Annotated in this window: 13 protein-coding genes; 2 read left to right on the top strand and 11 right to left on the bottom strand. The window is 40.3% G+C overall.

All coding sequences use genetic code 11. From position 1 onward, the window contains the following. Positions 1 to 30 precede the first annotated feature (30 nt). From ybdK to AU387_RS00230, 3 genes are read right to left on the bottom strand one after another with little or no spacing between them, the layout of a single operon-like run. Positions 31 to 1017 carry a two-component system sensor histidine kinase YbdK gene (gene ybdK, locus AU387_RS00240; protein ID WP_059334392.1) on the bottom strand — a complete coding sequence of 329 codons (987 nt, stop codon included), beginning with the start codon at positions 1015 to 1017 and terminating at the stop codon, positions 31 to 33. Beyond that, positions 1014 to 1685 (bottom strand): two-component system response regulator YbdJ, encoded by a 672-nt coding sequence (gene ybdJ, locus AU387_RS00235; protein WP_059292074.1) that lies wholly within the window; start codon positions 1683 to 1685, stop codon positions 1014 to 1016. Before ybdJ ends, ybdK begins: the two co-directional genes overlap by 4 nt. Then, positions 1685 to 2662, bottom strand: a complete 978-nt coding sequence (locus AU387_RS00230; protein ID WP_059334391.1) for an alpha/beta fold hydrolase — start codon at positions 2660 to 2662, stop codon at positions 1685 to 1687. Before AU387_RS00230 ends, ybdJ begins: the two co-directional genes overlap by 1 nt. A 134-nt stretch (positions 2663 to 2796) precedes the next feature. Here AU387_RS00230 and AU387_RS00225 point away from each other — a divergent pair, with 134 nt between their 5' ends. Next, on the top strand, positions 2797 to 3627 hold the full coding sequence (locus AU387_RS00225; protein WP_059334390.1) for a MerR family transcriptional regulator: 831 nt from the start codon (positions 2797 to 2799) through the stop codon (positions 3625 to 3627). Positions 3628 to 3632: 5 nt separating this feature from the next. Then, a complete protein-coding gene (locus tag AU387_RS00220; protein WP_059334389.1) occupies positions 3633 to 4631 on the top strand; it encodes a serine hydrolase domain-containing protein in 999 nt (332 codons plus the stop codon). Between the two features lie 145 nt (positions 4632 to 4776). On the opposite strand, the gene AU387_RS00215 is transcribed toward AU387_RS00220, so the two are convergent. The 8 genes from AU387_RS00215 to AU387_RS00180 form a co-directional block, all read right to left on the bottom strand. Further along, positions 4777 to 5118: a hypothetical protein gene (locus AU387_RS00215; protein WP_059334388.1), complete on the bottom strand. Its 342-nt coding sequence runs from the start codon at positions 5116 to 5118 to the stop codon at positions 4777 to 4779. 235 nt (positions 5119 to 5353) lie between these two features. After that, complete coding sequence (locus tag AU387_RS00210; RefSeq protein WP_044162141.1) at positions 5354 to 6526, bottom strand: MFS transporter; 1173 nt, start codon at positions 6524 to 6526, stop codon at positions 5354 to 5356. Positions 6527 to 6657: 131 nt separating this feature from the next. Then, a complete protein-coding gene (locus AU387_RS00205; protein ID WP_044162143.1) occupies positions 6658 to 6960 on the bottom strand; it encodes an ArsR/SmtB family transcription factor in 303 nt (100 codons plus the stop codon). A gap of 216 nt (positions 6961 to 7176) precedes the next feature. After that, the gene (locus AU387_RS00200) at positions 7177 to 7539 is read right to left on the bottom strand and encodes a Na-translocating system protein MpsC family protein (RefSeq protein ID WP_059334387.1); all 363 of its coding nucleotides are present in this window, start codon (positions 7537 to 7539) and stop codon (positions 7177 to 7179) included. 56 nt (positions 7540 to 7595) lie between these two features. Continuing rightward, complete coding sequence (locus AU387_RS00195) at positions 7596 to 7886, bottom strand: DUF6407 family protein (RefSeq protein ID WP_059334386.1); 291 nt, start codon at positions 7884 to 7886, stop codon at positions 7596 to 7598. A 63-nt stretch (positions 7887 to 7949) separates the two neighbouring features. Next, on the bottom strand, positions 7950 to 8471 hold the full coding sequence (locus AU387_RS00190; RefSeq protein ID WP_059334385.1) for a carbonic anhydrase: 522 nt from the start codon (positions 8469 to 8471) through the stop codon (positions 7950 to 7952). A gap of 69 nt (positions 8472 to 8540) precedes the next feature. Then, complete coding sequence (locus tag AU387_RS00185; RefSeq protein WP_059334384.1) at positions 8541 to 11156, bottom strand: DUF2309 domain-containing protein; 2616 nt, start codon at positions 11154 to 11156, stop codon at positions 8541 to 8543. A gap of 14 nt (positions 11157 to 11170) precedes the next feature. Then, a complete protein-coding gene (locus tag AU387_RS00180) occupies positions 11171 to 12688 on the bottom strand; it encodes an NADH dehydrogenase subunit 5 (protein ID WP_059334383.1) in 1518 nt (505 codons plus the stop codon). Between the last annotated feature and the right edge of the window lie 916 nt (positions 12689 to 13604).

Below are 13604 nucleotides of genomic sequence, written 5' to 3'. Positions count from 1 at the left end.
TTGTTCGGAAGAAAGAAAAACATAGCCGGATCACTTTTTTGAAAACAAAAACGCAGTCCCATTTTCATTTGTCTGCAGCTCATAGCTAATATGAAGCAACCGGCATATATCCTCAATAATCTTCAACCCAAGCCCGTTACTATCTTGATCTCTATCAAATCCAATGCCATCATCGCGAATCGAAACAGCTCCGTTTTCTATCGTGACTTCCAGCTTTTCAGCTTTCGAATGCTTTAGCGTATTTTGAAAAATGTTATCGAATAACCTTTGGATCCATAAACTGTTGCTCACCCATATCAAACTTTGATCTGACGGCTTAAATTGCAATTCAATGCCATTGATACTGTATAAATAATCCCACTTTTTCACTGTGGTTTCTAATAGAACAGAAATATCGACTTCGTCATTTACAATATAAGAACTCTCTAACGTTTCGGCTGAGTAATGATTGAATTCATTCGTTAATTCCGCAATATATTCAATTTGCTGGTACAAAGATTCAAATGCGGTTTGATCCTGGCACTGGCTCTCCAAATAAAATAACTGCAGCCTGAGGGCTGTTAAAGGTGTATTAATATCATGCCTTAGTTTTTGCAGCAGCTCCTTTTTTATTTCCTCTCGCTGTCTTAGTTCCAGTTCCCGGTACGTTGTCCGTTCAATTAACAAGTTGACAGACTTGATCAATTCGCCAATTTCATCAGCGCGTTTCACTTCTATTTTATCGGGCACCTTTTGATCACTCGCCAGATGCCGAATGGTTTGATTCAATAGATTGATTTTACGCAGCAGAGAATGGATCGATTTTGAAAATAAAAAAGCTAACAATAAAAGTGATAATAAAAATACAGCCAGCATTGCCGGATACGCAAAAGACCTGTGAAAGGGCATGCCATGATTGATCGGTTTAAACACGCTGTCATAAATCACCGACATCAAAATGCTAACCGCCAGCAACAGTACCGGAACACTAATGACGGCCGTACATAATAACAACTGATATTTTGTCTTTAGCTTCATTTCTTCACAACGGTATTCAGCCGATACCCTTCTCCATAGATATTTTCAATGATCTCACCCGCTAAATCATTAATTTTCGCTCTGATTTTTTTAATGTGCACATTCACGATATTCGGATTTCTGTCTTCAAGCTGCCATAGATAATCAAAGAAATGTTCCTTTGTTAAAATATTGTTTCTGTTTTCATACAGATAGAAGAATATTTTCCGCTCAATCGCGGTAAACAGCACTTCATGGTGCAAACTCCCATTGAATACCTTTTTGGTGTCTGCATCAATATACAAATGTTTGATTTGCGTAAAGGTGCCATAATGATGCTCAAGCATATTTTTCATTCTCAGCAGCAGTTCTCTCGGATCAAAAGGCTTTACCATGTAATCCTCGCCGATTTTCAACCCTTGAAGCTTGCTGTCCATGTCATTGCGGGCGGACAGAAAAATAATAGGAAGGTTTAACCCCAAATCTTTTATTTTCTTAGACATTTGATACCCGTCCTCACCCGGCAGCATCACATCCATAATGACCAAATCCGCCTTCTGAATCACCGAAAGCACATCCGCTCCATCTGTTTTCCACATCACATGATATCCCTCACGCTGCAAAATCTTCTGCAGCAGATCACCAATCATGACATCGTCTTCCACGAGTAAAATATGATAACTCTTCATTAGCGAACCTTTCTTATAAACTCCATGGAAAGTTTATATATTTGATCGGGCTGATATAAATAAATACTGTGTGTTCCCCTTAGTTCCTTTATATCGGCTGTATTAAATTGAGCCGCAAACTCTTCATAATCTTTTCGGTTTTGTATGGCATACTTTGAATTTCTATTTTGGTCAGAGACCGCATCTAAAATGAGGACGGGGGTGTCTTTTGGCGCCGGCAAATTCATAGATTTGCTGCCATTTTGATAAGACTGTAAAAGCTCATGCTCCATATCAGCATTAAAAAATTGCTTAAAATTAATGGCTTTATAGATTTCTTTTTCTTCATCAGTTAAAAACGACTGCCGAATCACCTCAGGATTGTATACTGCGGAAGGCATAAATCGATGAAAACCAATCGAAGTTAACAGATGAAATCCTCTCATTTTCAGTCTGTCAATCCCGCTCAATTTATACGTGACATACTGCTGAGGCAATCCAATATCCATCGCAATAATCGCCTTAATTTCTTCAGGATATTTCTGCGCCCAATATATCGCTTCAATCCCAGATATGGAATGAGGCATTAAAATATAAGGAGGCTTATTCCCGCTTTGCAGAAGCGCTTTCCTCGTCTGTTCTAATATTGTATCAATATCCCTGTCATCATCATACACGTCGCTGTAGCCATAGCCCCCACGATCCACTACAGCAATCTTGTTTTCTTTTGAAAACTTACTGTACAACCCTTTCATCTCATAAGCAGGCGCCGCAATCCCCGAACCGGACATAAACACAAACGTATCCTTCCCGCTTCCCTCTTGATACACATTCATCTTTTTACCGTCAACATCGACTAATGTGCCTTTTTCTTTAAGGAGTGCTGCTTCCTTATTTAGCTGGTAATGGTGGTAGATAAAAACCGAGACGGCTGCAAGCAAAATCAAAGCGCCTATGCTGCCAAAAAAGATTTTTACGACTTTCCATAATGTTTTCATATGATGCTCCTTTCCCTGATACGGAAAGGATACGACATGAAAATAAATAACTGATTAACTTTGGAACAGTTTTATTTTCATATTTGACTTTGCCCTTACGGAAAGGTGTACATTTGGAGCATGGAGGTGATCGCTTGCTGTCGATCGGTGAATTTTCAAAGATATGCAAAGTATCAACAAAAACATTGCGATACTACGATGAAATCGGACTCATCCACCCCGAGGACATTAATCCTGAAAATGGATATCGATATTATTCTATCAGGCAGCTCAAAGAAATGCTCTTGATTAACCGTTTAAAGTCGTATCATTTTTCTCTGGAAGAAATCAAAGCCACCCTCGATTTGGAAGAGGATCAGGCTGAAGAAAAGCTTGGTTCTGCCCTTCAGCGAAAAAGAAAAGAAGTACAGGAAAAGATCAATGCTTATGAATATACCCTTACCCAATTGAACCTCGATATTCTGCGTGCAGAGAAAGGCAAACCAATGATGTCATGGCTTGACGATATAGAAGTAGTACTTGCTGAAACCCAGCCAATGAACATCCTGTATTTACGCAAAATGATGAGCAGTCATGACTATGCCCTAGGATACGAAAAATATTTTAGCAGGCTATATGAAAGAATTGCGGTTGATAAACTTACCTTGCTCGGCACGCCCATGACCATTTATCACAGCCCTGAATACAACCCTGCCGGCAATGATACAGAGTTTGCGATTCCAATAGAGGAGATTGCTAGAGCTACAAGAGATTTGCGCGGAGGCCTATGCGCAAAGTCTGTATTAAAGGGCCCCTATTCAGAATTGACATCCGTATACGCTAAGCTGAGGGAATGGGTCGAAGATGAAGGCTATGAATTGGCGCAATCCCCCTATGAAGTGTATGTAACCGATCACCAGCAAGCTGGTGTCCCAGAGGATATTGTAACTGAAGTGTATTTTCCAATAAAGAAAAAAGAGAGGTAACTGCCATGCAAAGAAACGACTGGCCAACTGCAGACCCGGCAGCCTTAGGGATGGACACCGAAAAACTGTCTAAGCTTGACCCTAAAATAAAGTCCGAATACAGCAATATAAACGGTATTGTGGTTGTGAAAAATGGATACATCGCTTTTGAGCGCTATTATCATAGCTATGGACCGAATGATACGCATCATGTAGCATCAGTAACCAAAAGTATCATGTCAGCTCTTATTGGGATTGCGATACATGCAGGATACATAAAAAGTGTCGACCAAAACGTGCTGGACTTTTTCCCAGAATACGTTCCGGATCCTTATAATAAACAAAAACAAGACATCACCATACGCCACATTCTCACGATGACAGCTCCCTATCCATTTGAAGACTGGCATGAACCGCTCGATAAGATGTGCATGCAGCCAGATTGGATTACCTATACGCTCGGTATGCTGGGTCAAGGAGGAACGATCGGCACATTTAAATACTCCACCGCAGGCGCCCACCTGCTGTCAGCCATCATCACCCGCAGAACAGGAAAAAGTGCCCGCGAATTCGCCAACGAGCGCCTGTTTAAACCGATCGGCGTGAAAGAAATCCCGCATTATGGTATGCAATCATTCGGCTTTGACGATCTATTCGGAAAAAACGTGAAGGGATGGGTTAATGATCCGGATGGCAATTCAACCGGAGGATGGGGGCTTACGATGACTCCGCGGGATATGGCACGGTTTGGTTATCTTTATTTGAATCATGGTACTTGGAACAATCAACAAATCATTCCTGAATCATGGATTGACCAATCAACTGCGATGAACGCTAATAACTACGGCTATCTATGGTGGCTGCGTGAAGAGGAAGGTGTTTTCTCATACTCAGCACTTGGGGATGGCGGCAATGTGATTTGCTGTGTTCCGGAGAAAAACCTGGTTGTAGCCATTGCATCGGAGTTCATCATGAATGCTCGTGACAGGTGGCAATTGATTAAGGAGTATTTAGTTTCTCAATGAAATTATGAAAATTGACAAACGAGAATTCCTTATTGGCAGCCTGCTCTAAGGAGCACGATATTGAGAAGGCTGCCATTCTTTCTTATGTCAATTAAACTTTCACAAAACAGAATTCAGCGATATTTATCCATGTAGTAACATAAAATCACCACAAAGCCTTTTTCTCTTCTTCCTGCTCGATAAACAAATGATTTTCAGGACGGCCCAAAACAGAAAAAAGCGCCAAAAGCAACTTCCATCCCCGGATCGGACTTCCGCATCTAAACTTCAACACTTCTCCTTCCGCTAAAGTAAACCTCAAAGTTGGGCTTGTACACCAAGCAATCTTCACTTGAATAACATGCTCACCAGGCGGCAAATCAATTCGCAGCCTCCCTCCATCTTTGATATTTCCCATCTCAGCCCCATCAATTAGCACTGAATACTCTCTCAATTTGTTGATGTACTGCGATGTCCTGCTCATTTCAATGTACGTCTTTTGATTCACGATGACACATCCTCAAAGTAATGATCTTACAGGCGAGAAGCGCTAGAACCCTTCCGCCATACCGTTATTTCCCTTCCTAGTATATTATAACTTGCTGTGCTTCAGCTCTCCGTCGGCAAAAATCCCTTTCAGCTTCAGTGTGCCTTCTAGTTGAGCGCCTATAAAAAAACACCCGCTTGTATTTACGAGCGGATGTTAGATCTTTCGAAATGAACCCATTGAATTTTAAGAAGTATTATTGATTGATATCTTTTAGCGCCTGTTTCGGTTGTGAATGAAAAATCATCAATGATGCAATAATGGCAATCATAACCCCTAATGCACCAATCCAGGTAATCGAGGCCAATGATACGTTTTCTACAAAAACCCCGCCTATACCTGCGCCGACTGCCATGGCGAATTGCATCATTGACTGATTCATGCTAAGCAAAACACCTGACATCCCCGGTTCTATTGTAGCCAGGTGAAATTGCTGTGTCGGACCGGTAGACCATGCGGCAAACGACCATAATATCAGAATCACCAACACTCCGATATGAGAATGGGTGACAAGTGACAGCAGAATCAGTGTGACGATATGCAATGTCATCCCGCCAACGAGTGTAAAGGGCACTCCCCATTTATCGGTGCTATATCCCCCAAACTTTGATCCAACCAAACTGGCAATTCCAAATATAAGCAAAACACCGCTAAGCAGCTTGCCACTTATTCCTGAAATGTTCAAGAGATAAGGTGACAAATAGGTATAAGCAACAGAATATCCCCCGAGCCAGAAGAAAGTGATTGATAATCCCATCGCCACTTTCCGTTTTTTGAAAAGAGCAAGCTGTTGAAGCAAAGGTACAGGTTTATCCCCTTCAGTATGCGGAAGAGTAAAGAATATAACGGCCATTGCGATCAATCCCAACAAAGCAATTGCACCAAATACAGACTTCCAGCCTAATGCTACTGCTATCATTCTTCCAAGCGGAACACCAATGATTAAAGAAGCGGTAAATCCCATAACGACCGTAGCGATGGCACTGCCCTGCTTCCCTTCCGGCGCAATCTTAGCGGCAATCGTTAATGCGGTTACAACAACCACACCCGCTCCCATCGCCATAATGATCCGCGCTGCAATAAACCAACCATAACCAGGCAGAACAAAGGCCAAGATATTGCCGAACACAAACAAACCGAGAGCATAAATCATCAATCTGCGTCTATCCATACTTGCTGTCAACGCCATGAGTACGGGTGTTAAAAGAGCATATACAAGTGAAAAGATCGTAATGAGCTGGCCCGCGGCAGCCAAGGTGATCCCGAGTGTATGAGCAATGCGATCCAAAATACCCGAAATGATGTACTCTGAAGTTCCGACTAAAAAGCTGACAATGGCTAACATATAAATTTTCAAGGTGTTAGACATAAACGTTCACTCCTTAATTTTTTATTATAACAACATATCACGAATTATCGATATGTTAATTTAAAAAATAAACACATCGTAATATGTCGATATGTATGGTGTAAAAATAAACATCTTTTGATGTTTATTTTTTATATCTCTGTTTTAAGAAAGTCCGCAAGTTTCCCAATGGCTTCTTCATCTCTTTTGTAATAAGTGTACTTTCCAATACGCTCCGCCTTAATCAGGCCGGCTCTTAAAAGGATGGTGAGATATTGGGAAGCCGTTGATTGCGTCATTTTCAATTTGTCTGTTATTTGACTGACACATACCCCGATTGTGTTCATATCAATCCCTTCATGGGGTGAAAAATGACGATCAGGTTCCTTCAGCCATTGCAAAATTTGCAGCCTTGATTCATTTGATAAGGCTTTGAATACTTCAATTGGTTCCATATCGTTTATTATATCGTTATATTCCGATATGTCAATTCGTTTTTTCGTTTTTGATGACTGACTTCTTTTTAGACATTAAAAATCTGAAGACTTATTTCAGGCCAGTTGGAGGTATTACAGAACTTAACTTTCGCATATCTACTGTTAGGTTGACCATTAGAAAGCGCTGCTTTATATATACTTTGCTCTCATTCTGCTTTTTTATCTCTCCAAATATTATAGATTTTTCTCCAGATCATTAAATAATTTAAATACCATCACGCGTTCACCTGTCCGAGAGCTTAAATCAGTATGAAAACTTATCACTTTTTCTCCGGTTATCGTTAGGATAATATCCTTTAGACCCTCTATCCCTGATTCAACTAACTCCGAACGAGTTTGTTTGATAGATAACATACCCTCTTTTGATCCACAAACTGCATATTCAGCTGGTGTTAAAATTCCTTTTAAATTAACGATAATCATATCCCGCAGTATATCAGTTTTAACAGATACAGACCCGCGCCCAAGATAATCCTTCTCCCATTGCGTAATGGACTTACTGATCTCTGATTCAATAGAACCTTTCGTTTTTTTCATATATAACACATCTCCTGGCAAAATAATTGGCATATTCTATTCGTTATTTCGTCTCATTAATATTCTCTTACAACATGTCCTTCATATACACCTTCAATATCCAAATCAGTTGTGCCGTTTCTTGTGACCGCTACAATTTTGGATAACATATTTTCTTCCATCATAGAGTGTACATGCAAAAATCGAACGCTCCCTAAATGGGTTTCCTCAACTTCTTCATAAGATTTTAAATGATAAAAATGAATTGCTTTTCTTATTACTTTTTTCATACATTCCATATTTTCTCGATCAAACAGAGTCATTTCCTCTATTGTTTTCGTGACAAAATCAGTTATACTAGCACCCATTACATCCTCCTTAAAACTGCTTTCTCCCCATATATGAGTGTAGAAGCTGACCACTTCACTCCATCATGACAAGCAATGATCAGGTAAGGCTTGACCTGTTTTAGTAGAAGGAACCTCCACAATTGAGGATTCCCCATCCTTATGATCAACGATTAAACCTCTTACTTTAACATATGACGGCACCAGTGGATGTTGACGAATGATATCAACACTTTTTTCAACAGCGCCACTGCTATCTACATTTAGCCACTCATCGACCGTATCGCCTAAAAATTCAGGCTTGCAATTTTGAAAGAGATAATCCAATGTTTGTATTTTATCTTTCATTGTTTCAAGTTGAGTTAGCATATGATCTGTTGAAGTCCGCTTATCTTTTGTTCCTACTACAAAGACCTCCTCAACATCTTCCTGGTAAATCGCAAAAATAACAGATCTCATGATTTCTCCATAAGGATGTGAGATAGCGGCACCATAGCTTTGGATAGTCAGCATATTTTCTGCTGGAGTGTTCGTCACTTCTTGTAAAACAGGCTCCAAACCGTTTTCAATGTCCGTCAAAAATAATACTTTTTTATTTACATACATATAACACACCTCTTCCTTATGTTTATCATTTTTATATTGAGTAACAAATCCATTTGTTTAGTTTCATGGTTACCAGCTTTCCCAACATCCTTCTTGATCAATACTAGCCAGTCGAACCCATCCATTTTGAACTTTCTGCAGAAATACTGGGTCATTATTTAATAACCGTTCTACATGTTGTCTAGGCGCTTGGATGACAATCAACAAACGAAGAGGAGAATGATAAGCCTCATGATCTGATTGCATGACGGATTGCCAAGGCAGTCCGGCTAACAAGTCGCTTGCATTCCCCTGCATCACTCCGAGACCTGCAGTAACGGTTTGTGTTGCTTTATTTCCGCTGCCATAATAATGAGGTGCTACTGTTGATGCGTAATATTGTAAATTAATCCATTGGGCCACAGTTCCAGGTCCTGCAATAATATTTGCTAGGATTTCACCGCTTTCATCCTGCTTCCAATCATAATTATGGAGAAAGGCTCTTCCTTCCAAATCACAATCCTGGGTTAATTCACGTTGGCCGATAATAAAAGCGGCATTACGAGCCAGTCCCCATTCCGGACGTATCTCACTCCAATCCTCCGCAAATCGGTCTGCCTCAGCCTTCGGATTTTTAAGTTTTGATTGGACATTCGGTAATTGGGCCAGTCGTTCTGCGTTTACACGATGTCTCACTTTCGGCATAGCAGCTTCAATTTGCTCAAATGCTTCTTGTGCAGCTTCGGAAAGCTCTGGTACATAAAGCCAATGTAATTCATCCACCGTTGTATTATGTTCAGCTGCTGCAAAAACCGTATCCTCAGGGATTTTCATTCCTTCAGTTAAGAGAGCTTCTCTTACCTCTGAAAGATTACATAAAGCAGCTAAAACTCTTGCATTGAATCCGCCGGCCGCTCCACCGCAGGCACCACAATCAAGAGCCGCGGCATAAGGATTATTGGTGCTTTGACTGCCATGTCCGCAAATCACGACTAAGGGTGCAAAATTCTCTGTTAATCCCATCATTTTTAGTGCTTGCCGAGCATAGTTCACTTTTTCTTCATCAGTAAAACCCAAAGGTATTTCTGCCTCTGTAGCATCATAATGAAGCGAGAGTTTTGTATCAGGTTTGCGCAGCCAAGCCTCACGGAGATTACGAATGAAACGACCCGCCTTTCTTGGCACAAAGCTACGGGCTGCCATTTGTAGAGTAAGCCAAGGTCCGCTTAGCTCAGGCAGTAGTAAGCTCGAAAGCACATTCTGCTTCATCGTTTTAAATGTATGGCTTAAAGAATGAACCGCTTGCGTTCGTTGGTTGTATTTTTCGAGTACATCTTCATCTGCGAACTCTTTAACTTTATGTTGTGGTTTTTGTATGATCGGCAAGGAGGCATGACTGTGTTGACTGCCAAGTTCACAAGTTGCAATCGGCACCCCGAAGAAACCAGCAACACCAATCGTTTCAAACGGGCCTGCTTTTTCTAGTTGACGACGAAAAGGCTCTGACCGTACATCGATGCAGAATGCTAATTGAGCTAATGCAGATTTTTTACCGTCGGTTTCACGTTGTTTCGAGATGATCTTCTGGCTTAATCGATCAGTGTATGTTTGTTCCCAAGCTTCTAACCAAAGTTTCCTGCGAAGTTTCTCATCAAAGCTGTAGGCAAATGATAAATATTCGTTTTGTTCATCAGCCGGCATCTGTGACCATTCCTCTAATGTAAGCCCCCCCCAATGTATCCAAGCTGCTATAAGGGGAGTAATTGAAATTTTATTCTCAAATCGTTCATTATTAATAGGTAAATATGGCTTTATAAGAGCCCATTCCATGGATATTCGAACTGCTAAATATTCTGTTAGAAGTGCATGTTCATGGCTCGATTGTTGGGAGCGCCAAAGCATCATCCCTGCCCATCCGGGTAAGGAAAGTAAATGGCCTTCAAGATAACGCTGTATTTCTGATTCAGGGATTTCTAGTGCGAATAACGCTTCTTGTAAAGCCAAATGTGCCTCTTGCGGCCAACCTTTTAATCTTTCACGCTGCTTCTTACTAAGTGCCGGATCATACTGAATGAGATGCTGCCAGGCACGATAGAAACCTTCCTCACGGTTGGGCATTGTCCAACCTGCCTGAGAGTCATCAAGATATAATTTACTCCACTTAATGACATGATGGTCTAGTATGTTGACTACCTTTTCACCATCCTGATTCTCTATATACGAACTGATTGGCTGCATAAAAACATTCTCGATATGATCCAGTCCACTGCATTCATTCACCAATTTCTCCAGCTTATGTGATGATAAAAGGTCGGAAGGCAGTGGTTCTAATTGTAATCCAGCATGACAAAATCGCTCTGCCACATCCCTTAGGATATGAAAGGAATGTGAATCAAGCCAATGCTGCAGCCCCATTTCTACAAAATCTTCATCAATCTCACCTTTATTCTTTGCTGATCGGATCATAGATGCACTAGGGTATATATCAACATCACGAGTATGTTTCAGCCAACTTGCAACCTGATCAAAAGGTTGGTTTTCAAGTCCCATCCACGGGTTACGTGCAGCAAATGTTGAAATAGGCCAAAGCGGTGCAATGACTCGGCTGGCAGATTCAATTAAAACGTTAATATCTCTTTCTTGAACATCAATATCTGTCTCTTTCTTTTTTACACTTTCTTTCGTTAATACGGATGTAATGCCCAACGCTTATTACCTCCTTATGATAAATATTGTTTAAGGTAGTCTGGATGACTCTCTACTGTCTTGGGTTTTGCTTCACCTAATCGTACTAACCAAAGATAGAGTACTGCGAAGAAATCTGAAGAACGATGACGAGCAACCCAAGTACCTAAAGCACTGCCAAATAGCAAGAGACATACGACAATCATGACAGCTGACATTGGAGGTTGAACACTTTGAAAAATGGTTGTATGCAGCCACTTATAGAAAAGGTTATGAATGATAAAATATACGAGGGCTGCTCCTCCTAAAACAGTGAAGCCGGCAATTCGGCCAATTCGGCCCTCTCCAAAAGCGACAAGCTGAGTCCAAGAAACGGACAATGACCACCCTAAGATCAGCGCACTAATGAATTGATATCCCTCTCCAGGAGCAGCGAGCCAAAAAGCAACGCCTATAACTAAGGATAAAATCCGACCAGCCATGACCCATAAATAGGATGTTCTTTCATTAGTACGAGCCGATACTTCATGACGCCCTACTGCCGAACCAGCCTGTAAAAACAACGTAGCTTTGAATAAACCATGTAAAATAAGATGAATAATGGCTGCGATATAAGCCCCTAGTGCACACTGAATGAGCATAAACCCCATTTGTGCAATCGTGGAGCCTACTAGCTGGCGTTTATAGTCAACCTGGACCAAACTAATACCCGTTCCTATCAATACAGAAATGCTAGCAAGCAGAAGTAAAATAACTGAAGCGATACCACCGTTAAATAGAGGTGAAAATCGAGTGAGTATAATACCGCCTGCATTTACTAAACCTGCGTGCATAATCGCAGAAACAGGAGTTGGAGCAACAATAGACTCAATTAACCATCTTTGAAATGGCCATTGAGCCGCAGGAATGATCACTGCTAATACAATCAATAGATTAATCCCTGTTCTCTCCCATGCCCCCAGTTGAGCTAAGCTATCATTTGTTAAAACCAATGATAGCTGCCATTGACCTGTGACTTGAAAAAGCCAAACTATCGCGAGAAACAAAGAAAGCCAGCTTAACAAAAATAATCGGCCAGTAACCTTGGCTGCTTCACCAGCGACTTGCCAAGCACTGTTTAACCTGATAAGCAGGGTTAAACCGACAAGAGTTGCTCCCCAAGAAATAACCATCAGGCGGAGATCACCACTTAACCACGCAATTGAAGCAGCACCTGTAGTGAAAGTAAAAAGCGTAAAATATTTTCGATAAGATCGATCACCCATTAAGTAACGTACAGAAAAACGCTGAATGATTAAACCAATTGTCAGAACAAAGAAAGTCATTAACCAAGCTAAGGAATCGAAGTGCCAAGGGCCAACATTCCCATTCACACTCCTATTGGCAAGAATTACTAAGGAAACCAACGGCGGTAAAGCCAAGATACCAATATGAATGCGAACAAAACCCAAGGATACGCGAGGATGTAAAAACAATAGTCCACTTATCCCAGAAGCAATAAGCGTAATAAAAAATAATGTTAATAATGATGACAAACTCAGCGAAACTAACATTTCAAAATTCTCCCTTTTTTTAAAACTCATTATTGGTCAAAAGACCTTTCAATCAGATCATATTTGTCTATTATTTATTTCAATTTTTATTTATCTCTATTTTTTTCCAACAAAAAAGCCGACAACTTCAAAATTTCAATGATTATGTTAGATCATTGAATCCTGAAAATTGTCGGCTTCACTTCAACTAACTTCTGGGAAGTTTTTTGAAGAGCTACCTTATTATTGGTCATTTTACTATATGCTATGTTTTAACTTCCTTCTAAAGGAATGAAATCATCGCTACATTTTAATATAGTGCTTAATTATTAAATAAAATCGACTTATGCTTCTCTTCGATTTAAATTAGGATACTTTTTCATCCTGTCAAGATGAGTTGAAAGAATGCTAAAGACCTAATAATGTAACAAACGAAAATAAACATCTGCGCCGATTATTAAGTTACGTATAAGATATGCTAAATTTTAAACATTGTCAACTAAAACTACTATTCTAATTCAGTGGGATTCAGATTTTGGTGTTCGTTTAAGTTGGTACCTTACCAAGTTCATTTCAAGTCTCCATCAAACCTTTTCAACTGTAAACTCTTCCCCCTCTTTTAACTTTTTTTCAGTTTTATTAAGTTCTTCCCTCAAACGGCCATCTTACCTCGATTTTCCTTTCTTTTTTCGTGTTTGATTTATACAGAATACTCTTTCTATTCAAAAAGAATTTTCCCTGAAAGAGAAAGAAATAAGAAAAAACACGGGAAGAGAAACAGAATTCTTCTCTTTTCTCATGGTTTATTTTCTTCTTTTCCTGTTCTTCAGAACTGTATAGGGAACATCATTGGGAAAAGCAGGACACAGTATGGGCAGGGGTTGGGGCATATGGACACATAGAAAAAGACTGGACTGCAATGGATCCAGCCTGAATT

The organism is Bacillus halotolerans, from assembly GCF_001517105.1.
In the GTDB taxonomy this organism is placed as follows: Bacteria; Bacillota; Bacilli; order Bacillales; family Bacillaceae; genus Bacillus; species Bacillus halotolerans.
The sequence above is the reverse complement of the archived record's forward strand: the minus strand, read 5'-3'. Positions and strand labels throughout refer to the sequence as shown.